The sequence below is a fragment of the Methylobacterium sp. NPDC080182 genome, assembly GCF_050281105.1.
In the GTDB taxonomy this organism is placed as follows: Bacteria; Pseudomonadota; Alphaproteobacteria; order Rhizobiales; family Beijerinckiaceae; genus Methylobacterium.
This window is the reverse complement of sequence record NZ_JBNNWO010000008.1, coordinates 215,574-232,842: the sequence shown is the minus strand read 5'-3', so window position 1 is coordinate 232,842 and position 17,269 is coordinate 215,574. Positions and strand designations below refer to the sequence as shown.

The 17,269-nt window shown below is 70.7% G+C and carries 34 protein-coding genes and 1 tRNA gene; 29 read left to right on the top strand and 6 right to left on the bottom strand.

Annotated features, from left to right (window positions below):
- The first annotated feature begins 377 nt into the window (after positions 1 to 377).
- The 19 genes from ACQKQD_RS16180 (at position 378) to ACQKQD_RS16090 (ending at position 8,635) form a co-directional block, all read left to right on the top strand.
- Positions 378 to 647 (top strand): hypothetical protein, encoded by a 270-nt coding sequence (locus ACQKQD_RS16180; RefSeq protein ID WP_427508875.1) that lies wholly within the window; start codon positions 378 to 380, stop codon positions 645 to 647.
- Positions 647 to 1,216 carry a hypothetical protein gene (locus ACQKQD_RS16175; protein WP_427508874.1) on the top strand — a complete coding sequence of 190 codons (570 nt, stop codon included), beginning with the start codon at positions 647 to 649 and terminating at the stop codon, positions 1,214 to 1,216. The genes ACQKQD_RS16180 and ACQKQD_RS16175 overlap by 1 nt, the downstream gene beginning before the upstream one ends.
- The gene (locus ACQKQD_RS16170) at positions 1,216 to 1,476 is read left to right on the top strand and encodes a hypothetical protein (RefSeq protein ID WP_427508873.1); all 261 of its coding nucleotides are present in this window, start codon (positions 1,216 to 1,218) and stop codon (positions 1,474 to 1,476) included. Before ACQKQD_RS16175 ends, ACQKQD_RS16170 begins: the two co-directional genes overlap by 1 nt.
- Positions 1,476 to 1,754, top strand: coding sequence for a hypothetical protein (locus ACQKQD_RS16165; RefSeq protein ID WP_427508872.1), 279 nt, complete (start codon positions 1,476 to 1,478; stop codon positions 1,752 to 1,754). Before ACQKQD_RS16170 ends, ACQKQD_RS16165 begins: the two co-directional genes overlap by 1 nt.
- Positions 1,755 to 1,775: 21 nt before the next feature.
- The gene (locus tag ACQKQD_RS16160) at positions 1,776 to 2,006 is read left to right on the top strand and encodes a hypothetical protein (protein WP_427508871.1); all 231 of its coding nucleotides are present in this window, start codon (positions 1,776 to 1,778) and stop codon (positions 2,004 to 2,006) included.
- Positions 2,006 to 2,608, top strand: a complete 603-nt coding sequence (locus tag ACQKQD_RS16155; protein WP_427508870.1) for a lysozyme — start codon at positions 2,006 to 2,008, stop codon at positions 2,606 to 2,608. The genes ACQKQD_RS16160 and ACQKQD_RS16155 overlap by 1 nt, the downstream gene beginning before the upstream one ends.
- Positions 2,609 to 2,611: 3 nt before the next feature.
- Entirely contained in the window at positions 2,612 to 2,824 is a 213-nt protein-coding gene (locus tag ACQKQD_RS16150; RefSeq protein ID WP_427508869.1) for a hypothetical protein, read from the top strand.
- The gene (locus tag ACQKQD_RS16145) at positions 2,821 to 3,288 is read left to right on the top strand and encodes a hypothetical protein (RefSeq protein ID WP_427508868.1); all 468 of its coding nucleotides are present in this window, start codon (positions 2,821 to 2,823) and stop codon (positions 3,286 to 3,288) included. Before ACQKQD_RS16150 ends, ACQKQD_RS16145 begins: the two co-directional genes overlap by 4 nt.
- Positions 3,288 to 3,578, top strand: coding sequence for a hypothetical protein (locus tag ACQKQD_RS16140; RefSeq protein ID WP_427508867.1), 291 nt, complete (start codon positions 3,288 to 3,290; stop codon positions 3,576 to 3,578). Before ACQKQD_RS16145 ends, ACQKQD_RS16140 begins: the two co-directional genes overlap by 1 nt.
- Complete coding sequence (locus tag ACQKQD_RS16135) at positions 3,575 to 3,952, top strand: hypothetical protein (RefSeq protein ID WP_427508866.1); 378 nt, start codon at positions 3,575 to 3,577, stop codon at positions 3,950 to 3,952. The genes ACQKQD_RS16140 and ACQKQD_RS16135 overlap by 4 nt, the downstream gene beginning before the upstream one ends.
- Positions 3,949 to 4,257, top strand: a complete 309-nt coding sequence (locus ACQKQD_RS16130; protein WP_427508865.1) for a hypothetical protein — start codon at positions 3,949 to 3,951, stop codon at positions 4,255 to 4,257. The genes ACQKQD_RS16135 and ACQKQD_RS16130 overlap by 4 nt, the downstream gene beginning before the upstream one ends.
- Position 4,258: 1 nt before the next feature.
- Positions 4,259 to 4,444: a hypothetical protein gene (locus ACQKQD_RS16125; RefSeq protein WP_427508864.1), complete on the top strand. Its 186-nt coding sequence runs from the start codon at positions 4,259 to 4,261 to the stop codon at positions 4,442 to 4,444.
- Complete coding sequence (locus ACQKQD_RS16120) at positions 4,444 to 5,283, top strand: ParB N-terminal domain-containing protein (protein ID WP_427508863.1); 840 nt, start codon at positions 4,444 to 4,446, stop codon at positions 5,281 to 5,283. The genes ACQKQD_RS16125 and ACQKQD_RS16120 overlap by 1 nt, the downstream gene beginning before the upstream one ends.
- Positions 5,283 to 6,209 carry a metallophosphoesterase gene (locus ACQKQD_RS16115; protein WP_427508862.1) on the top strand — a complete coding sequence of 309 codons (927 nt, stop codon included), beginning with the start codon at positions 5,283 to 5,285 and terminating at the stop codon, positions 6,207 to 6,209. Before ACQKQD_RS16120 ends, ACQKQD_RS16115 begins: the two co-directional genes overlap by 1 nt.
- Positions 6,206 to 6,565 (top strand): hypothetical protein, encoded by a 360-nt coding sequence (locus ACQKQD_RS16110; protein ID WP_427508861.1) that lies wholly within the window; start codon positions 6,206 to 6,208, stop codon positions 6,563 to 6,565. The genes ACQKQD_RS16115 and ACQKQD_RS16110 overlap by 4 nt, the downstream gene beginning before the upstream one ends.
- Entirely contained in the window at positions 6,562 to 6,945 is a 384-nt protein-coding gene (locus tag ACQKQD_RS16105) for a hypothetical protein (protein WP_427508860.1), read from the top strand. The genes ACQKQD_RS16110 and ACQKQD_RS16105 overlap by 4 nt, the downstream gene beginning before the upstream one ends.
- Positions 6,942 to 7,157 carry a DUF7220 family protein gene (locus tag ACQKQD_RS16100; RefSeq protein WP_427508859.1) on the top strand — a complete coding sequence of 72 codons (216 nt, stop codon included), beginning with the start codon at positions 6,942 to 6,944 and terminating at the stop codon, positions 7,155 to 7,157. The genes ACQKQD_RS16105 and ACQKQD_RS16100 overlap by 4 nt, the downstream gene beginning before the upstream one ends.
- Positions 7,157 to 7,600, top strand: a complete 444-nt coding sequence (locus ACQKQD_RS16095) for a dATP/dGTP diphosphohydrolase domain-containing protein (protein ID WP_427508858.1) — start codon at positions 7,157 to 7,159, stop codon at positions 7,598 to 7,600. The genes ACQKQD_RS16100 and ACQKQD_RS16095 overlap by 1 nt, the downstream gene beginning before the upstream one ends.
- 91 nt (positions 7,601 to 7,691) lie before the next feature.
- Positions 7,692 to 8,635 (top strand): IS630 family transposase gene (locus tag ACQKQD_RS16090; protein WP_427508857.1). Its coding sequence is split into 2 segments (ribosomal slippage): positions 7,692 to 8,028 and positions 8,028 to 8,635, totalling 945 coding nucleotides; the frame shifts between segments, so codons are not numbered across the junction.
- A 250-nt stretch (positions 8,636 to 8,885) separates the two neighbouring features.
- Here ACQKQD_RS16090 and ACQKQD_RS16085 read toward each other — a convergent pair.
- From ACQKQD_RS16085 to ACQKQD_RS16065, 5 genes are all read right to left on the bottom strand, one after another.
- On the bottom strand, positions 8,886 to 9,314 hold the full coding sequence (locus ACQKQD_RS16085; RefSeq protein WP_427508856.1) for a hypothetical protein: 429 nt from the start codon (positions 9,312 to 9,314) through the stop codon (positions 8,886 to 8,888).
- Positions 9,315 to 9,328: 14 nt separating this feature from the next.
- Positions 9,329 to 9,670 (bottom strand): hypothetical protein, encoded by a 342-nt coding sequence (locus ACQKQD_RS16080; protein ID WP_427508855.1) that lies wholly within the window; start codon positions 9,668 to 9,670, stop codon positions 9,329 to 9,331.
- A complete protein-coding gene (locus tag ACQKQD_RS16075) occupies positions 9,670 to 9,906 on the bottom strand; it encodes a hypothetical protein (protein ID WP_427508854.1) in 237 nt (78 codons plus the stop codon). The genes ACQKQD_RS16080 and ACQKQD_RS16075 overlap by 1 nt, the downstream gene beginning before the upstream one ends.
- Positions 9,907 to 9,917: 11 nt before the next feature.
- Positions 9,918 to 11,579 carry an AAA family ATPase gene (locus ACQKQD_RS16070; protein ID WP_427508853.1) on the bottom strand — a complete coding sequence of 554 codons (1,662 nt, stop codon included), beginning with the start codon at positions 11,577 to 11,579 and terminating at the stop codon, positions 9,918 to 9,920.
- A 99-nt stretch (positions 11,580 to 11,678) separates the two neighbouring features.
- Positions 11,679 to 12,203 (bottom strand): hypothetical protein, encoded by a 525-nt coding sequence (locus ACQKQD_RS16065; protein WP_427508852.1) that lies wholly within the window; start codon positions 12,201 to 12,203, stop codon positions 11,679 to 11,681.
- A 428-nt stretch (positions 12,204 to 12,631) separates the two neighbouring features.
- Between ACQKQD_RS16065 and ACQKQD_RS16060 the strand changes: the two genes are divergently transcribed.
- From ACQKQD_RS16060 to ACQKQD_RS16015, 10 genes are all read left to right on the top strand, one after another.
- A complete protein-coding gene (locus ACQKQD_RS16060) occupies positions 12,632 to 12,829 on the top strand; it encodes a hypothetical protein (RefSeq protein ID WP_427508851.1) in 198 nt (65 codons plus the stop codon).
- A gap of 326 nt (positions 12,830 to 13,155) precedes the next feature.
- Positions 13,156 to 13,512: a hypothetical protein gene (locus tag ACQKQD_RS16055; protein WP_427508850.1), complete on the top strand. Its 357-nt coding sequence runs from the start codon at positions 13,156 to 13,158 to the stop codon at positions 13,510 to 13,512.
- Between the two features lies 1 nt (position 13,513).
- Entirely contained in the window at positions 13,514 to 13,804 is a 291-nt protein-coding gene (locus tag ACQKQD_RS16050; RefSeq protein ID WP_427508849.1) for a hypothetical protein, read from the top strand.
- Between the two features lie 2 nt (positions 13,805 to 13,806).
- Complete coding sequence (locus ACQKQD_RS16045; RefSeq protein ID WP_427508848.1) at positions 13,807 to 14,481, top strand: hypothetical protein; 675 nt, start codon at positions 13,807 to 13,809, stop codon at positions 14,479 to 14,481.
- On the top strand, positions 14,474 to 15,121 hold the full coding sequence (locus tag ACQKQD_RS16040) for a hypothetical protein (RefSeq protein WP_427508847.1): 648 nt from the start codon (positions 14,474 to 14,476) through the stop codon (positions 15,119 to 15,121). The genes ACQKQD_RS16045 and ACQKQD_RS16040 overlap by 8 nt, the downstream gene beginning before the upstream one ends.
- The gene (locus tag ACQKQD_RS16035) at positions 15,118 to 15,762 is read left to right on the top strand and encodes a hypothetical protein (protein ID WP_427508846.1); all 645 of its coding nucleotides are present in this window, start codon (positions 15,118 to 15,120) and stop codon (positions 15,760 to 15,762) included. The genes ACQKQD_RS16040 and ACQKQD_RS16035 overlap by 4 nt, the downstream gene beginning before the upstream one ends.
- A gap of 11 nt (positions 15,763 to 15,773) precedes the next feature.
- Complete coding sequence (locus tag ACQKQD_RS16030) at positions 15,774 to 16,205, top strand: hypothetical protein (RefSeq protein WP_427508845.1); 432 nt, start codon at positions 15,774 to 15,776, stop codon at positions 16,203 to 16,205.
- Positions 16,202 to 16,513 (top strand): hypothetical protein, encoded by a 312-nt coding sequence (locus tag ACQKQD_RS16025; RefSeq protein ID WP_427508844.1) that lies wholly within the window; start codon positions 16,202 to 16,204, stop codon positions 16,511 to 16,513. Before ACQKQD_RS16030 ends, ACQKQD_RS16025 begins: the two co-directional genes overlap by 4 nt.
- Entirely contained in the window at positions 16,510 to 16,797 is a 288-nt protein-coding gene (locus tag ACQKQD_RS16020) for a hypothetical protein (RefSeq protein ID WP_427508843.1), read from the top strand. The genes ACQKQD_RS16025 and ACQKQD_RS16020 overlap by 4 nt, the downstream gene beginning before the upstream one ends.
- The gene (locus ACQKQD_RS16015) at positions 16,794 to 17,036 is read left to right on the top strand and encodes a hypothetical protein (RefSeq protein ID WP_427508842.1); all 243 of its coding nucleotides are present in this window, start codon (positions 16,794 to 16,796) and stop codon (positions 17,034 to 17,036) included. The genes ACQKQD_RS16020 and ACQKQD_RS16015 overlap by 4 nt, the downstream gene beginning before the upstream one ends.
- An 85-nt stretch (positions 17,037 to 17,121) precedes the next feature.
- On the opposite strand, the gene ACQKQD_RS16010 is transcribed toward ACQKQD_RS16015, so the two are convergent.
- Positions 17,122 to 17,197: transfer RNA gene (locus ACQKQD_RS16010), tRNA-Lys, on the bottom strand.
- Positions 17,198 to 17,269: the final 72 nt, after the last annotated feature.

Genomic DNA, 17,269 nt, shown 5'->3' with positions numbered 1-17,269 from the left:
GTTTTTGAACAGCGTTCAATTTGCCTAATCCGGCAAATCGAATCCGTTTGGTCCCGTCCCGACAGTTGAGGGTACGCAAGCCGGTGCATTGGTCAACGGCGAAAGCGACTGATGCGGCACCTTGGCCCCCGAAAGTCCAAAGTTGACACTGGGGCGCGCGGCGGCGGCCTCCAGAACTACGCAGGATGCCATGCCCGATCCTTCAGGGCTGCGTATGTTTTTGAAGCAATCGACGTCAGAGGGGCGGTTTGCGTATGTCTTCCGCTTGCCGAATCCGCTGCGAAGGCTTGTCATACATTCCTATGGAACAAGTCGCCGCCTCGTGCGTTACGTGCGCGCCGCGCCGGAAGGATACCGAGAGCCACAAGCGGCGCTCGGTGCACTCCCTGCCGCTCAAGGTGCGCCTCGCCGCCCACATCCAGGCCGCGGTTCAGGGCATGCCGACCGGCGACATCGCCCGGCTGGTCGAGGGCCCTGAGGACGACGGCAAGAACGTCCGTCGCGAGATCGGCGCCATCCGCTCCGGCCGGCCCGACCGCATCGGCGGGATCGGGTTCGAGCGCTACCTCGTCTTCTTCGAAAGCCTGAAGCTCGACCTTGGCCTCGCGATGTCGGGGGCGCCTCCGGTTCGGCGGCGGGTCCACTGATGGTCGCCACCCGCATCCTCGCCATCGACCTGGCGACCGTCGGCGCCGCGGCGTGGACCGCCGGCGAGCTCGGCGGCCTCGACACGCTCCATTTCGACCTGCGCGCCCGCGCCGGGCTGACGCTCAAGAAGCGGGCCGCCGGGCACGGCGCGATCTTCGCCCAACTCCACACCCTGGTCCTCGACCTGATCGACCTCACCAAGCCCGAGGTGGTCGCCATCGAGAAGGACACCGGCCGCGGCTACGGCACGCTCGTCATGCTCGGCGGCCTCCGCGGCGTGGCCGAGCTCGCCTGCGCCCAGCGCGGGGTCCGCTGCATCACCGACATCGACGCCTCGACCGCCCGGTCGCTCGCCGGCGTCGGGGGCGGGTCGACCTCGAAGGCGGTCGCCGGAGGCCGCGCCCGGATGCTGTTCGGGCTCACCACCCAGACCGACGACGAGGTCGACGCGGTGGTCCTGCACCACGCCGTCCGGGCCCGGCTGCTCGACGAGCACCGCCAGGCCCTGGTGAAGGCGTCCCTCGCGAAGGTGAAGCGCACGCCGTCGACCCGACGGAGGGCTGCCTGATGCCCCTCGACTACTCCCTCGTGAAGCTGAGCGACGAGACCTGCCGGGCGATCCCCGGCGGACATGCGCTCACCGCGACGGCCTACGTCGCCCGCGTCTCCGGCGACCGCCTGGAGCACTACGTCGCCGTCGCCGGGGCGACCGAGAGCTACGTCGGCTGGGGCACCGAGGACTACCAGGCCGCCCACCTCCGGCTTCGTCGCCGGCTCCGCGACCGGCTGAGCGAGCTCGCCACCGTCGCCGCGCGGGAGGCCGATTGATGTCCGGCCGCCGCAACCCCCTCGCCATGCTGATCGGCAAGCTCGCCGTCGCGGCCGAGGTGGCCCGCGTCGTCCGGGAAGCCCGCTCCGCCGCGGCGCCGAAGCCGGTGACCGTCCGCCGGGCCCTGTCGCCCGACGAGGAGAAGGCGCTCGCGGTCACCCGTGCGGCCGCCGCCCGCTCGATCCCCTCTTACTGGACCGGCCTCGCAGCCGAGGACGCCGCCCGCCTCGCCATGGCGTGGCCGGCCCAGTGGACCGTCAGCCCAAGGAACCAGTGATGCTCCGCCGCCCTGTCCCAAATGGAGCCGGTCCACAACCTCGAAGCCGTCCTGAAGCGGGCCTGGAGCATCCGCTTCCTCGCCGCGGCGATGATGTTCGACCTCGCCCAGGCCAGCGTGAGCTTCTGGTCCGGCTCCGACCTCGTGTCCCCGATGACCCTGACACTCGCGAACCTCGGGCTCGGCATGGCCGGGTTCGTCGCGCGCTGCATCGCGCAGCCGGGCGTCACCACCCCCAAGGATGACGCCTGATGCTCGGCCGCCTCCTCAGCGCATTCCGGCGCCCAGCCGGCGCGGCCGCCCTCGGCGCGGCGCTTGCCGTCGCCCCGGCCGCTCCCGCCGCCGCCGCACCCCTCATGGTTGCGACGGCCCCCGTCGCCGGCCGTCGCCGCAAGGTCTCGACGCGCTTCATCGTCGGCACCGGGCTCGCCACCCTGTGCGTGGGGACCATCACCCAGTTCGAGGGTCTCCGGACCACCGCCTACCGGGACAGCGTGGGAATCCCGACGGTCTGCATCGGCGAGACCAAGGGCGTCCGCATGGGCATGAAGTTCACCGTGGCCGAGTGCCAGGCGATGCTCGTGAAGCGCCTCGGTGAGGACTACGCCCCGGCCATCGAGGCCTGCGTCACCCGCCCGATGGGCGACAACGTCTACGAGGCGATGCTCTCGCTCTCTTACAACATCGGCACCGGCGGCCTCTGCCGGTCCAGCGTCGTGCGCCACTATAACGCCGGCGACCGCCGGGCGACGTGCAACGCCTTCTTCCTCTACGACAAGGCCGACGGCCGCGTCCTCGCCGGGTTAGTCAAGCGCCGGCAGGCCGAGCGCGCCCTCTGCCTGAAGGGGGTCTGAGCCATGTGCGGCCTCGCCCCCCTCGCAGTCGCGGTCGCCCTGTCGGGCCCGATGTGCCCCCGGCTCGACCAGGGCGCCTCGCCGGTGATGGTCGCCCTCGTCGGCTCGGGCGAGGTCGCATCCGATTCCCGCGTGGTCGACGCGCAGTTCGAGGCCTCCATCCGCGCGATCCGCGCGCCGGCGCCGAAGCCCGCCAAGCGGAGGAGGCGCCGGTGAGCGAGCTCGCGACAATCGTCTCCCATGGCTGGACGGCGTTCTCCCTCGCCGCCACGCTGGCCGGCATCGGCGGCATCGGGCTGATCGCCCTGGCCGTCCTCGCGACAGCCTACCTGCCGGCCTGGTTGAGGCGCCCGCTGATCGGCGCCGGCATCGTCCTGCTGGTGGGCGCGGCCCTGTACCAGGCAGGGCAGGCCAAGGGCGCGCACGACGCCTTCGCGGTCGAGGCCGCCCGCACGCTCCGACAGGAGAAGGCCCGGGCCGAGGCCGCGCTGCGCGAGGAGCGCCGCCAGGTCGCCGAGGCGAACAAGATCTCGGCCGACGACCGCGCCCGCGCCGATGCCGCGACTGCCGCCGCGAAAGCCTCCGCCAAGCGGCTCGCCGACCTGCAGCGCCACCTCGCCCGCACCCCGGACGGGGCCTGCGTGGGCGGCGACGACGCCCGCATGCTGAGGGGCCTGTGATGCGCGCCGCCGTCGCCATGGCGCTCGCCGCCTGCCTCGCCCTCGGGTCCTGCGCCCGCGGGGTGCCGGACGTCACGGTCCGCCCGGTCCTGCCGCCCGTCCCGGCGGACCTGGAGGCCTGCCTTCACCGCGAGTTCCCGGAGATCCCCGAGCGCGCCTTCGGCCGCCGGGACGCCGTCCGGATCATCGCCGACGCCAAGCTGCTCGACCGCGCCAAGCCGGCCTGCGGGGACCGGGCGCTCCACTGGATGAAGGCCGTCGTGGCGGCCTTCGGGAGAACCACGCCGTGAACCCCGCCTCCCTCGGCTCCGGGGAGACCCTCGTCGGTCTCCTCCTCATCGCGCTGCCGGTCATCGCCATCGGCACCATCATCTGGCGCCTCGCCGACCGCACCCGCGGGCTGCAGGCGTCGGTCGAGTCTTCGGTGGAGAAGTCCACCGCGGCCGCCGCCGGCGTCGCCAAGGTCGAGAGCAGCCTCACCGCCCTCCGGGACGACATCCACCGGGACTACGTCCGGACGGACAGCCTGGAGAAGGTCGAGGATCGCCTGACGAAGCGCATCGGCGAACTCGACCACCATGTGCGGGGCGTCCCCATGGCGGTCGTCGGGCTGCTGCGCGAGGCACCCCAGCCCACCACCACCCGCCGGAGGCCGCAGCCGTGACGACCGGGATCTACCTCGCGCTCCAGCCGGGATCGCTCCCGGTCCTGATCGTCATGGCGGCCCTGGTCGCCGTCGCGCTGCCCCTGGCGCAGCCCCGCGGGGGCATCCTCCGCCGGGCCGTCGTCGGGATCGCGCTCGGGCTCGCCCGGGCCGCCATCGCGGTCCTCGTGGCCCTCGGGCTCCTCGTGATCTGCCAGGTCTCCGGCGCCCTCATCCAGGGGACGGTGAACGCCGCGGCCGCCGGCGCCGCCATCCCGGGCCCGACGGAGCGGGAGGCCCAGCGCGGCCCCGAGAGGGACGCCTGAGATGACCGCCGCGGACATCGCCCTGCTCAAGGCCGAGATCGCCTTCCTCCGGGCGGTGTCCACGACCAAGGGCCCGGCCCCCGGCTACTCCGCCGACGAGCTCGCCCGCTACGACGCGGCCGCCAACGCCGTCCTCGCCCGTGTCTCCGCCCGGCTCTACTGGGCCCAGTTCAAGAGGGCTGCCTGATGCGCGCCATCACCGCCGAGGGGTTCAAGCGCCCCAACGACCGCCCCGTCCCGGGCGCCGCGCCGATGCTCCAGTGGCTGGCAATCAGCAGCCTAGTCGTCGACGACACCTACCAGCGTCCCATCCGCGGCGAGGGCGAGCGCAACGTCGCGAAGATCGCGGCGAACTTCCGCTGGGCCCGGTTCGCCCCGGTGGTCGTCGCCCCCGTCGAGGGCGGCATGTTCGCGATCATCGACGGCCAGCACCGCACCACCGCGGCCGCGCTCGTCGGCATCGAGACCGTCCCCTGCCAGGTGGTGATCCCGCCCGCGTCCGAGCAGGCCGACGCGTTCAAGGCCATCAACGGGTCGACCACCCGGATGAACCGGCAGACCATCCACCGCGCCGCGGTCGCCGCCGGGGACCCCGAGGCCCTCGCCATCGGGGACGCCTGCCGCTGCGCCGGGGTCGAGGTCCTCGCCTACCCGGTGCCGACCGCCAAGCAGGCCCCGGGGCAGACCATGTCCGTGGCGACGCTCGCCGAGTGCCTCAACCTCTACGGCCGGGACACCCTGGTGACCGCCCTGCAGTGCGTCACCGAGACTTCGAACGGCGAGGAGCCGGGCCTCCTCGTCGCACCGGTGATCAAGGCGCTCTACGACGTCCTGCACTACCGGAAGGACTGGCGCGACGCCGGCGAGGCCCTCCTCGGCGCCTTCGACGAGATCGACATCGCCGGGCAGGCCGAGGCGGCCCGCCTGGAGCCGAAGGCCAAGGGCATCTCGACCGCGATGGTCCTGACCGCCCGGCTGAACGACCGCCTCAACCGGGTTCCCGCCCTCACCAGGAAGGCCGCCTGATGACCGCCGTCACCACCGAACAGGTCGTCTCGGCCTTCCTCACCGCGAAGAGCTTCGCGGGCGCCGCCAAGGCCCTCGGGATGCCCGAGGCGACCGTGCGGTTCCGGGTCTCCAAGGTCTCCGGACCGGTGCGGGAAAAGAGTAGTGAAGCCCGCTTCGCTACGGTTCAGGCATGGGCGGCCGAGCGCGGGCTGCTGGGATTCGAGCCCGTGCTCCCGGGGTTCAAGGTCAACCGGACCTCGGCACGCTACGACAAGGCGGGGCGCCTCGCCGGGCAGACCGTCGTCCAGACCCGCGCCCACGGCGAGCATTTCGTCGTGCCCGAGGGGCAGGTCGTGAAGGGCGTCAGCGCCTTCGTCGACGCCCTCGGCCGCGAGATCGCCCGGTGGGTGAAGACCAAGGAAGCCGGGGCTGACCCGGTCGCGTTCGCCGCCTCGCTCCGGGAGGTCATGCTAGACGTCCGCGGTGCCGCGGTGCTGGCCGATCACCCGGCCGCGCAGGACGAGGACCTCCTCACCGTCTACGTGATCCCGGACCTGCACCTCGGCATGCTGGCATGGGCGTTCGAGTGCGGGGAGAGCTACGACCTGCGCATCGCGGCCGACATGGCCCGGCGGGAGCTCGCCCGGCTGCTCGCCATGGCGCCCCCGTCCCGTCATGCCGTGATCCTGTTCCTCGGCGACTACTTCCACATGAACGACCGGCGGAACGTCACCGCGCGGTCGGGCCATACCCTCGACGGCGACGGGCGCTGGCGGAAGGTCTACGACATCGGCGCCCGCCTGGCGGTCGGCCTGTCGAAGGCCGTCGCCGAGCGGCACGAACGGGTCGAGGTCGCCTTCCTCCCGGGCAACCACGACGAGGACGCCGCGAAGACCCTGGCGGTCGCGCTCGACCTCTACTTCGAGGACCACGAGAGGGGGTGACCGTCGCCGGCGCGCCCGGGGACCACTGGTTCCGCCGCTTCGGCAAGTGCCTGCTCGGGGCGACCCACGGGCACACCATGAAGCCCCAGCAGATGGCCATGATGCTGGCCACGGACCGGGCCCGTGACTGGGGTGAGACCGACCATCGGCACATGTTCTTCGGCCACATCCACCACGAGACGGCCAAGGAGTGCGGCCCGGTCCGCGTCGAATCATTCTCGTCCCCGGCCGGGAAGGACGTCCACGCCGCGGCCGGCGGGTACCGGTCGAGCCGGGCCCTGAACGCCGTCACCTTCCACGCCGAGGACGGCGAGGTCTGCCGCCACCGGGTCAACATCAAGGGTGCCATCCAGTGACCATCACCCGCGAGACCGTCCTCCTGGCCGGCGACGAGACCGACGACGCCGTGGTCGAGGCCCTCGGGCTGCATTCGCATCCCTTTGGCGGAATGACGCTGGGCGACCTCGTGGACGAGGCGAACCAGACCCGGGGCGACCTGGAGGCGCTCATCTACGCTGTCACCGGAGGCGCCATGTCGAAGGCCCGGTGGGCCGAGGACACGGATGCCGTCGTCGAGGCGGGTGCCCCGGTCGCCATGCGCGCCTTCGTCTACGAGTACCCGTCGCTCCTCGACTGCGAACCGTTCCGGAAGGCCGTCGACGAGTGGTTCGGGCCCGAGCTCCTGGCGGACATCAAGGCGGGCCGCCGCCCGATCATCGTGGGGACCGGGCCGTGAGCCAGTCCCGCCGCATGAGCCTCGTCGAGACGCTCGCCAACACCGGCAGCGGCATGCTGCTGTCGTGGATGATCGGGCTCGTCGTCTACCCGCTGTTCGGGTTCGCCGTCGGGGGCGGGCAGGCCCTCGCCCTCACGGCGATCTTCACCGTCGTCTCGGTCGCCCGGTCCTACGCCTGGCGCCGGGCGTTCGAGCGCTTCCGGAGGTCGTGATGATGGACATTCCCGCACCTCAGCCGACGATGCCGAAGCCAACGGCGCCCCGGGATGCCACCCCCGCCGAGAACCCGAAGACCGGCGCCGGCCGGCTCAAGCCCGAGCCGCACCTGGTGTCGCCCATCGCCATGCTGTGGATCACCGCGGCGCTGGAGAACGGCGCGATCAAGTACGGGCCCTACAACTGGCGGGACACCCCCATCCCGACGAACACCTACGTCTCGGCGATGAAGCGGCACCTCGACGAGTACGCCACCGGCGTCGACCGTGCCTCCGACAGCCGGGTGCCACACCTCGCCCACATCGCGGCGGGCTGCATCATCCTGATGGACGCCGAGGCGAAGGGCACCCTGATCGACGACCGGTTCCGCATCGACGGGTTCGAGGAGGTCCTGCGCGAGGTGCAGGCGCTCAAGGCCGGGTGGGTGCAGGCTCGCTAGAGCGTTTTCGGTTTGGGCTGAGTCGGCTTGGTGGGGTTCACGCGGCGCTGGGAGGCTGATTCACTCGGCCGGTCGACAGCCGGAGTGATGCATGGGCCGCTCCTACAGCTTGGACCTGCGCGAGCGGGTGGTGACCGCGGCTGCGGCGACCTCGCGCCGTCAGGCGGCCGCCCGCTTCGGGGTCGGCCAAGCAACCGCGATCCGCTGGATGGCGGCGCTCGCCGCGACTGGGACGGTGGCCGCCCGGCCGCAGGGGCGTGCCCGCCGCTCCAAGCTCGACCCGTACGAGACGTTCCTGCGTACGCTGATCGACGAGAAGGTTGACATCACCCTGGAGGAGATGCGCGCCCGGTTGCAGGACGAGCATGGCCTCACCGTCGGGCTCGGCACGCTGTGGGCCTTCCTCGACGCGCGCGACCTAACGTACAAAAAAAGACGGCCCACGCCGCAGAGCAGGATCGGCCGGACGTGAAGGCCGCCCGGGAAGCGTGGTTCGAGAGCCAGCCCGATCTCGACCCGGACCGGCTGGTGTTCCTCGACGAGACGTGGACCGCCACCAACATGGCCCGCACCCGCGGGCGCTGTCCCCGCGGCCAGCGGCTGCGCTCCCCCGTCCCGCACGGTCATTGGAAGACCACGACCCTGGTGGCGGGCCTGCGCCTGTCCGGGATCGCCGCGCCGTTCGTGCTCGACGGGCCGATCAACCGCGACGCCTTCCAAGTCTACGTCGATCAGGTCCTGGTGCCCGAACTCGCACCCGGCGACATCGTGATCATGGACAATCTCGGCAGCCACAAAGGCCCGGCCGTGCGCGCGGCGATCGAGGCGGCGGGCGCGCGGCTCCTGTTCCTCCCGCCCTACTCGCCGGACTTCGATCCGATCGAGATGGCGTTCTCGAAGTTGAAGGCGGGGCTGCGCAAGGCCGCGGCGCGCATGCGCGAAGGGCTCTGGACCACAATCGGGCGGCTCGTCGATGCCGTTACGCCCGACGAGGTCGCAAACTTCTTCGTCGCGGCAGGATACGACCCCAATTAAACCGAAACCGCTCTAGTAGGCCTGAGGGCGACCCTGAAAAAGATCGGGAATTCTTGCGTCGGGGTGTTGTGCCTTGCCCCGTCAGCACTTGTGCGCACCACGTCAGCACGTGAGATGCCGACATCGTGCCGAGGGTATGCCGCCCAAACAGTGACGGCCGCCCCCACGACGTACAGGGCGACCGCGAAGGCGAAGTCCGAATCGCGCATGGTGCCCTCCCGGGCCGACCCCGCGACGAGACGGTAGGCGATCAGTCCCCGGACGATAGTGCACCCACGCCACGCCTCGGACACTCCGGCACCCCCTCGTCGAACTCGCCGTAGAGGTCGAGCGCTTCGGGGCGCTTGTCGTCCTGGGTGACGATGAACGAACTGCACCGTCCGTCCGGCAGGTCGAAGCGGCCGCCGAACCCCGGCAGGCGCGCCCTGGTCGACTGACCGGTCCCCACGACCCGGCGGATGACGCGGCCGGTGCGGGGATCCTCGATCCCGCACTCTACGCGGACGCGCCACGTGGCGGGGCCGGCTGGCTCGGCGTCGACGTAGCCGAACCGACGGAGCCCGCCCGGGGCCGGCTCCGTCACGGCCCAACGCCAGCCGGTGTCGAACGTCGGGAACAGGTCGCCGGCGAGGGCGGCCGAAGGACTGGCGAGAGCGAGGGCAAGGATAGCGGCGCGCATTCTAGGAGGTCCTCTCAGGACGGGTTGAGGGCCCACGCCGAACCGTCGGCCTCCAAGGCGACGACGTCGGCGCGGGTGATGATTTCGTTCGTGTCCCGGCGGCGGAAGCCGGCCTCGCTCGGCCGGTAGCCGATCCGCACCAGGTCCTCCGGACGCGGCCCGTCGGCGAGTTCCCCCGCGATCCAGGCATGCACGTCCCTGTCGCCGGATCGGACGCACCTCTGACGGGCGCTCTCGCCGGCGTGGAGGCGGCATCCCACGAGGGCCAGGGTCGGCTCGTAGGCGACGACGAGACCGCTGGCGCGGACGCTCCAAACCTTGCGGGATCTGTTCCAGTACGCCTGGACCGTCGGCATCAGAGCGAGACCAGCCGGGGCGTGCCTGCGTTGGGTAGAGGAGACAGGCACAGCGCCATCGCCTCCGCTTCCAGAGCATGCCGGAGGGCATCCTCGGGCGAGAGGCGTCCCTCGGACTGGAGGGCGATGACGCGCTCGACGCGGATGCCCATCGCGGCGGCGACGAGACCGCATGACCGGCGCGAGGACCACGCCAGCCGGATGCGGGACAGGACGATGTGGGGAGTGTCGCGCATGGTCGCCCCCCTCAATGCCGGGTGGCCCAGGGCGCCTGCAGGCGCACCTGCATGGCGACCTCGACAAGGCGACGGAGGCCGCGCAGGCTGCCCCCGGGCCAGTTCTCGGCCAGCGCTTGAAGCTCGGCCCGGTCGAGCTCCCCGTGGTCATCTGGCAGGCCCTGGCGACGGGCGATCTCGGCGGCCATGCGGCGGGCGAGGACCGTCAGGTGCTCCCGCGTCGGCAGGGGGAACTCCAGCACGACGAGCCGGTCCAAAACTTGGGGGGCGATGCCGTACAGGTTGTTCGCGGTCGCCACATGCAGCACGTGGCTGATGTCCACCTCGGCCTCGACGTAGGGGTCGCGGTAGCGCGCCGAGTTGGCCGGCTCCAGGAACGATGTCAGCGCGTCGCGCAGCGTCCCGCCCGAGCCCTGGCGTTGGCCGCCGGCGCGGTTCACTTCGTCCCAGAGGATGACCGGATTCGCGTAGCCGGCAGTCATCGAGGCCCGCAGGGGCAGGCTCACCTCGCCGCTCGCCCACCGCCGAGGAGTCCCCGCAGCCGCGTTGTCCGCCGAGCCGTCACAGGCGTACCGCTCGACGTGCAGGCCGTGGCGCCGGAAGAAGGCGTCCACCGCTGTCGTCTTGCCCCCGCCCGGGTCGCCCAGGGCGAGGATCGGCGGCAGGGCCCAATGCTCCCGGGTGTCCTGGAGCGCGACGAGGCGCTCGAAGAACCGGCGGGCGTGCGGGGCCTCGGCGGCGGCCTCCTCGACGAGGGCGTGCCGGTCGGACGGGAACTCATAACGCGGGAGCCTCCGCCCGAGGATGCCCCCGAGATCCTTCGCGGCGTCCGTATTGGACTGGCCCTTCGCGCCGCCCCCGATGCGGGGCACGACGACGACGCCCGGCCCAGCCTCGGGCTCAGGGGCGGACTGCTCGGCTTCCGCCTCGGCGGCCTCCCTGCGGATGCGGGCGATGGTCGCGACGGGCTCCGGCCGGGCGGGCGCCGTGCGTTCCGCGACGGCCTCGGCCACGGCGTCCCGGATCTGGCCACGCGCCAGGAGGGCGGCATCGGCGATGGCCTGCATGCCGGTCTCGCGCCAGTGGCCCAGGACGTCGAGCAGCCGCGTCCCAGGAATATGCCGCGGGGCGAAGCTGCACTCGTCGTGAGTGATGCCGAATGCAGTCGCGTACAGTTGGAGCAGCCCGGCGTCCGGCTTGGCGCGCCTGGCGTAGCGCCACACGACGTCCGGCATCATCTGGTGCGCAGCCCGGTTGCCCAGCATCGAGAGCAGGGTCGTCTGCCGGTCGTGCAGTTCGTCGAGCGGGCTCGGCAAATTGTACAGACGTTCGAGTTCGACGTCGTCGGCCGGACGTCCGTCGAGCAGGCGCCCGAGCTCTCCCCATGAATGGGAGAGCTGCTCCTGGAACACCTCGGGATCGGGCCCGGCGTTGGAACCCTTGCGGTCGAGCACTCGCGCGGCCGCGGTCCACAGGCCGTCGAGGATCTCGACCATCGGCCATGAATTGCCGAGGTCCTCCCACAGCGCCTTCCGGTCGCCGAGCATCAGGTTCGGCCACGTATGTGCGAGATGCGCGTAGAGGTCGCGATAGGCGGAGCCGCCATATGGCGTCGTCCCGCAGAGGATTTCACGCAGCGTCGGGGGTGTCCCGAGAACGGGCTGTCTGGTCATGTCGGTACGTCCGGGTCGGCGCGAGCGGCATGGGCCTCTCAGCGCTAGGGAGCCCCGCTTCTAGCAGGGCGAACCCACGAAAGAGTACATGGGCGACCCTCACTTGTCTGTATCCCCGTCGGGCTTCGTCACGCGGCCGCCACGGACCCGGCGGAGCCCTGCCAAGGCGTTGAGTGCACCCTGCTCGGCGTCGTCCAGCCGGTCTGCGGGATGGTCGCGGTCCGAGCAGCGGTCGGCGTACCAGGCCAGGGCGTGTGCGAGCCGTCCGATCCCCTCGGCGTCGTCATGGCACGAAAGGGCGCCGAGCTCCTGCAGGATGGCCGGATGCAGCCCGTTCCGCGCAAGGCGGTCGCGCTGCAGGCTTCGCCGGTTGATGCCGAATGCCTCCGCCATGGCGTAGCTCCACCCCTCAGGCCACAGCCTGGACGCGGCCTCCTCGACCGCTTGCGCCAGCCCGGTATTGACGTCGGCGGGATCGAGCGGCGTGGCGAGGCCGTCCTCGACGCGATGGGGGCGCCGGTCGGCATCGTAGGCCAGCACGGCGCCGGCATCGAGGAAGCCGACCGCGACCATCCCGTCGGGGATCTCGAAGGCGTCAGGGTCGACATGGGCGAGGCGGATCATGCCGCCGGCATAGCATCGCCCACGGTGCCCCCGGAATGGAAAAGGGCCCGCCGGTTCGGCGAGCCCTTTTTCGGTGTTCGGTTGCCCTCCCGAAGCCGGGAGGAGGAAGCGTCGGTGTTGTCCATGCCGTCGGCGAGTAGTTTGCCCTCCCAGGGGGGAGGAAACGCACTGTATCCGACTGCCACTTCGAATGCTGGTTCGCCCTCCCACCGGGAGGGACGGTCTCGTTCTCAGTCCCGTTGATACCGCCTGTTTTGCCCTCCCGACGGGAGGAAACATCGAGGCTGCTATCCACGTCGCCCATGCAGGCATGCCCCCGCCAAGGCGAGGACCGACTCAATCCAAGACCGGAAACCCTCGTCGAGTCAAGCGCCCCATGGCCGGATCGGCAATGCGGGGGCACGATCCCTGTGGGAAGGGATCACGACATGCTCAGGGACCACGAGTTGGATAGCCTCGCGCGCGCCGTCGCGGCGCTGGATGGCGAGGATGCCGGGCGGCTGGACGAGGCTGTCCGGACCCTCTGGGAAAAGAAGGCCGCCACGGAGCGGGACCGCATCGCCAAGCTGCAGGCGATGGACGACGATGCCGTCATCGACGAGGTCATCAGGGAGAGCGTCGATTAGCCGGAGCGATGGGAAAGCGACGTCGCCCTGAAGGTCCTGCGCGACGCCGGGTTTGTCCGAGCCGACCTCGCACGCCTGCGGTCTGCGCATGCCACCACCGAGGAGATCCTCCGGCGGGTCGTCGCGCTGATCCCGAAGTTCGAATGCCCCGAGGGTCATGACTACGCGACGCTGAACCGGCTGATCATGGACGCGGCCACCAACCTGTCCGCCGTCGAGATCAGAAAGGCCTGACCATGCGCCTCCACTGGAACCGCGTCCGCCGCGCCCGCGGGCTGACCATGCCGCTGCCCCCGACACCCCGGAGGCGTCCCCTCGGCCCGCCGGTGCTGTTCGTCATCGACGGCCACCGCATCCGCATGCGCTCGGAAGCCGAGGCGGCCTACGGTTCGTGGGAGTCATTCCTCGCCCGCGTCGCCGAGGTCGGTCTCCGGGTGGTTGAGGACTGCACCGACCTGCAGTCGCCCTACCTGTTCTTCGCCGAGGTGGCCCGCATCGTACCGGTTGCGGAGCGCACCGACCTGTATCGGGATCACCTGCGCCGCGTTCAGGCTCTCCGGGCCGTGCGCGATCAGCGCCGCGGCGAAGGCTTTAGGCGGATGGCGGAGGCCCGTACCGCGGTCGCGCCGCAGGTCGCCCGGCCGCCCTCTGTCCTCTCCCGCCTGTTCCGGAGGGCTGCCTGACATGGCCACCGAGACCACCGAACAGACCGTCGCGCGCCTCTACGCCAGGATGACGCCCGGGCAGATCGCGGCCCACGAGGACTGGGTCCGCCGCTTCAACGCGTCCGACGCCGGGAAGGCGGCCGCCGCTGCCCGGGAGGCCGACCGTGTCCGCCAAGCGGCAGCGGCCGCGATCCGCGTGCTGTCCGACCAGGAGGTCCTCGCCGAGGCGGTCGCCATCGTCCAGCGCGGGGACGGCCTCGACGCTGCGCTCGATTACCTGATCGGAGCCGGCTTCCAGAGGGGTGACTGATCATGGCCGCCAGCTTCAAGCGCCGTTCGGAGGGGGTGTACCTCCGGCCCGCCGGTTCGACTGGATTGTTCGAGGTGAGCCTCAACGACATCCTCCCCAAGGACCGCGCCGAGCGCCCGCCCATTACGGTCGAAGACCTCAACGTGACCTTCACGGCCACGTGCACGATGTCGCCCGAGACCCGGAACGCCCTGGAGCGGATGTGCTGCGAGGCGGGGCTGGAACGCCTGTCCGAGATCGAGGACCTGCTGGCCGGTGACCTGAGCGGGCAGAAAGAGCGGCACCGGGTGACCCTGCTGCTGGCCCAGTTCGCAGACTACGAAGTCGGGGACAGGCTGGAGATCCTCCCGACGAACCTGTCCGCCGCGCAAGCTTTCGCGAGGCGCGTCATGCCCGGGTGCCGACTCGGCCTGTGCAGGGAACTTCACGCCGTCCTGTTCGATCCTCCGAGAGACGGGACTAGGCTGGCCGACCACGAGCGCGAAGCGCGGTGGCTGGAGTCCGTCGTCCCGGTCGTGGGAGCTGACCCGGAGGCGGTCGCCCTGCTCAAGGTCATCGCGAAGGTGATCACCGCCATCGTGCGGGGCGACCTTGCCAGACTGCCGCCGGAGCCACCGGCGCCGCCCAAGCGGACCCGCGATGCCGACTTGCCGGTCGTGGGGTCCTTCCATGGCTGAGATCGACCGCATCCGCGCGGCCGCGGAGCGCGCCATCGCCGCCATGCAGGCCCATCGCGACGCCGGGCCGTCCATCATGGGAGAGACGCCCTTGATCACCTTCCACAACTCGCCACCGGAGCCGGCCCGCCCGTCCTGGCGTGAGAAGACCGAGCTCGACAAGGCGGTCGCCTACGAGGCGATCCGCGGCCGCCTCCCCGACGTGTGGACGCTCCTCGACATCGTGGAGAGCGCCAACCCGCCCGACTACCTCGAAGACGAGTACAGCAACGTGACCTTCGGGGCGCGCGACGGGTGGTCGGTGACGTTCTTCTACGACTGCGGAGAGCTCGACTACATCGACAACATCATCACCCCGGACAACCTCGTCATCGAGCCGTGGGAGTGGCCCGCCGGCGCGCCGGGCCGCCAGGTGCTAATGAATTGGCGCAGCGTCGGCTGCCAGGCGCGCCTCATGGCATTCCGGGACGAGTACCCCGCCCGGACTATCGACTGCACCGACCTACAAGGCGACCTCTCCGTAGACGAGGACGAGAAGGACGGCATCACGTTCGGCCGCATCGACCTGATCGGAGGCTACCTCGACTGGGATGCCTCGGTCGTTCGTCGCACGTCGGTTCCGGCGAAGGAGGCTGCATGACCGAGCCCTGGAAGGACCGCATCTTCACCAACGCGGGGCCCCTGCCGCTTCGGTCGGAGAACCCGGACGACGGCTACACCGTGGAGGACCTCGTTCCGCATGGTTGGGCGCCCGGCGAGTACGTCGGCCCCTGCCGGGAATGCAGCGAGGTCTTCGTGGCCGCGAAGCGCTCCCGGCGATGCCGTCCCTGCGCGGTGAAGTCCCTGGAGGCCTATCGCAACCGCCCGACCTGGCAGAGCGGCCATAAGGGCATCCCGACCGACCGGCCGGTGTGGGCCTACTTCTTCGACAGCGGCGGCGAGGACGAGCACGTCACGCTGCTGCGCGGTGTCTCGGAAGTGGATGGCGAGGTGTTCAGCGCCGAGTGCAATCCCGACGGTGACGAGTGGCCTAGGTTCGGCCACGTCGTCTGCTGGATCGATTTCGAGGAGCGCCCGTCGCTGTCTGTCGAGGCAGTCGATGCCATCGTGGTCGCCCTGTCCGAGGCGGGCATCCACTGGTCCTGCGGCGACCACATCGTCGAGGACTGGCTGCACCGCGAGGCGCTGCGGGCGGTCGTCGACGGGCACCGGGACGCCCCGGCCATCGCGGCGGCCGCGCTCAAGAGCCGCGAGCTCAAGTTCTCCCGATACTACGGCTGAGGGATACGGCCATGTTCGCATCGAAGGTCGAAGCCGCCGCCATCGCTTGGCGCCAGGCCCGAATGAAGGCCTGCTCGGCACCGGTCGAGGGGTTCGTAAAGGACAAGAAGGGCGACAGCATCGCGGTGCCGAACCCATCGGTCTGGACTGATCTCGGCGCCGCTGAGACCGCCCTGAGCGAGGCGGTGAAGGCCCATCTTGACGAGGCGGCCGAGCTTGCCCAGCTAGCGGCGCGGCCCAAGCTGTTCGTCATTCATGGCTACCGCTTCCACGGCAGACACTCCGAGGAAGCATGTACCGTGGAGGAGGCCATCCAGGCCGCGCGCTGGGCAGTCGAGGAGAACACTTGGCGCCCGGTTGAGATCAGAACCGTCGCCGGCGAGCTCGTCCTCGGCGGGAGCGCATTCCAGGAGCGCATCTGGGCGGATGAGGTCTCGGCATGACCGAGGGCGAGCGCAACCAACTCCTCAACCGTGTCTTCGCCGTCATTCGGGACCGCGCCGCAGAGCTTCGGAAGGCGAGCGACTTCTACGAGAGCTCGTATGTCGCCGGCGAGATCGCGAGGCTGCCTGGGTACATCGTGCCCCGGGTGGATGCCGGGCTCACCCTGGACCCAGTCGTCATCTCCCATGAGGAGTTCATGGCCCTCTGGAACGGCCTGCGCTGGCGGGACACCGAGGTGCCAGGCTTCGACTGGCTGGACCTCCTGAAAGCGCGCGTGGACGCTCAGCAGCCCGAGGACGAGGAATGACCGTCACCGCCCACTCCACAGGCCACATGCTGGCGCAGGCTTTGGCGTCCGAGCCGGAGGCAAGGGTCGACCTCCCGTACCCACTACTGCTGCTCCTCGCCCGCCAGGCCGTGGCTGCGGGCCTCTGGGCGCCGCCGGCCGGCGTCCCGGTCGAGGAGGCGCTCGACATCTTCGCCGGCGGGCTGCGCGTCCGAACCGAGGGCGATGCCTTCATCTCCGGCGATGCGGACGTCGAGGAGGTCACCATCCATCCGGCCGGCACCTACACGTCGAGGCTGACATGACCGATTCGACCCTCTGCCGCCAGGCCGTCCTTTCGCACATGGTGGCGCCCCGCCTCGCGCGCCTGGAGAGCCCGGTCACGACCGTGGACCGGGTCACGAACACGATGGTCGGCCTGATGCAGGCGGAGATCCGGGAGCGGCGCCAGGTCCTCGGCGACGGCGCCTTCGTGGCCTGCATGATCGAGGAGATCGCCGCCCGGGTCGTGGCGCTCGCGGACATGTCGGCCGAGCGCGCTTAGCCTGACCGCGCGCCGTTGCGCGAAGGGGCCTGTTCCGGGCTTGCCGCCCAAAGACCGCCCAAGGCCGGATTTTCGAGGGAATTCTTGGTGGGCGCACTAGGGTTCGAACCTAGGACCCGCTGATTAAGAGTCAGCTGCTCTACCAACTGAGCTATGCGCCCGATCGCTTCTGCGACCGCCCGGTGGCCACCAAGTCCGTCCGGGGTGGCGGGCTGATACCAACGCGGCCGGGG

Bases quoted from the DNA above. Each gene is read 5' to 3' on its own strand.
- ACQKQD_RS16175 (WP_427508874.1), top strand. From the start codon at position 647: ATGGTCGCCACCCGCATCCTCGCCATCGACCTGGCGACCGTCGGCGCC.
- ACQKQD_RS16170 (WP_427508873.1), top strand. From the start codon at position 1,216: ATGCCCCTCGACTACTCCCTCGTGAAGCTGAGCGACGAGACCTGCCGG.
- ACQKQD_RS16165 (WP_427508872.1), top strand. From the start codon at position 1,476: ATGTCCGGCCGCCGCAACCCCCTCGCCATGCTGATCGGCAAGCTCGCC.
- ACQKQD_RS16160 (WP_427508871.1), top strand. From the start codon at position 1,776: ATGGAGCCGGTCCACAACCTCGAAGCCGTCCTGAAGCGGGCCTGGAGC.
- ACQKQD_RS16155 (WP_427508870.1), top strand. From the start codon at position 2,006: ATGCTCGGCCGCCTCCTCAGCGCATTCCGGCGCCCAGCCGGCGCGGCC.
- ACQKQD_RS16150 (WP_427508869.1), top strand. From the start codon at position 2,612: ATGTGCGGCCTCGCCCCCCTCGCAGTCGCGGTCGCCCTGTCGGGCCCG.
- ACQKQD_RS16140 (WP_427508867.1), top strand. From the start codon at position 3,288: ATGCGCGCCGCCGTCGCCATGGCGCTCGCCGCCTGCCTCGCCCTCGGG.
- ACQKQD_RS16125 (WP_427508864.1), top strand. From the start codon at position 4,259: ATGACCGCCGCGGACATCGCCCTGCTCAAGGCCGAGATCGCCTTCCTC.
- ACQKQD_RS16120 (WP_427508863.1), top strand. From the start codon at position 4,444: ATGCGCGCCATCACCGCCGAGGGGTTCAAGCGCCCCAACGACCGCCCC.
- ACQKQD_RS16115 (WP_427508862.1), top strand. From the start codon at position 5,283: ATGACCGCCGTCACCACCGAACAGGTCGTCTCGGCCTTCCTCACCGCG.
- ACQKQD_RS16095 (WP_427508858.1), top strand. From the start codon at position 7,157: ATGATGGACATTCCCGCACCTCAGCCGACGATGCCGAAGCCAACGGCG.
- ACQKQD_RS16085 (WP_427508856.1), bottom strand. From the start codon at position 9,314: ATGCGCGCCGCTATCCTTGCCCTCGCTCTCGCCAGTCCTTCGGCCGCC.
- ACQKQD_RS16080 (WP_427508855.1), bottom strand. From the start codon at position 9,670: ATGCCGACGGTCCAGGCGTACTGGAACAGATCCCGCAAGGTTTGGAGC.
- ACQKQD_RS16075 (WP_427508854.1), bottom strand. From the start codon at position 9,906: ATGCGCGACACTCCCCACATCGTCCTGTCCCGCATCCGGCTGGCGTGG.
- ACQKQD_RS16070 (WP_427508853.1), bottom strand. From the start codon at position 11,579: ATGACCAGACAGCCCGTTCTCGGGACACCCCCGACGCTGCGTGAAATC.
- ACQKQD_RS16065 (WP_427508852.1), bottom strand. From the start codon at position 12,203: ATGATCCGCCTCGCCCATGTCGACCCTGACGCCTTCGAGATCCCCGAC.
- ACQKQD_RS16060 (WP_427508851.1), top strand. From the start codon at position 12,632: ATGCTCAGGGACCACGAGTTGGATAGCCTCGCGCGCGCCGTCGCGGCG.
- ACQKQD_RS16050 (WP_427508849.1), top strand. From the start codon at position 13,514: ATGGCCACCGAGACCACCGAACAGACCGTCGCGCGCCTCTACGCCAGG.
- ACQKQD_RS16045 (WP_427508848.1), top strand. From the start codon at position 13,807: ATGGCCGCCAGCTTCAAGCGCCGTTCGGAGGGGGTGTACCTCCGGCCC.
- ACQKQD_RS16040 (WP_427508847.1), top strand. From the start codon at position 14,474: ATGGCTGAGATCGACCGCATCCGCGCGGCCGCGGAGCGCGCCATCGCC.
- ACQKQD_RS16035 (WP_427508846.1), top strand. From the start codon at position 15,118: ATGACCGAGCCCTGGAAGGACCGCATCTTCACCAACGCGGGGCCCCTG.
- ACQKQD_RS16030 (WP_427508845.1), top strand. From the start codon at position 15,774: ATGTTCGCATCGAAGGTCGAAGCCGCCGCCATCGCTTGGCGCCAGGCC.
- ACQKQD_RS16025 (WP_427508844.1), top strand. From the start codon at position 16,202: ATGACCGAGGGCGAGCGCAACCAACTCCTCAACCGTGTCTTCGCCGTC.
- ACQKQD_RS16020 (WP_427508843.1), top strand. From the start codon at position 16,510: ATGACCGTCACCGCCCACTCCACAGGCCACATGCTGGCGCAGGCTTTG.
- ACQKQD_RS16015 (WP_427508842.1), top strand. From the start codon at position 16,794: ATGACCGATTCGACCCTCTGCCGCCAGGCCGTCCTTTCGCACATGGTG.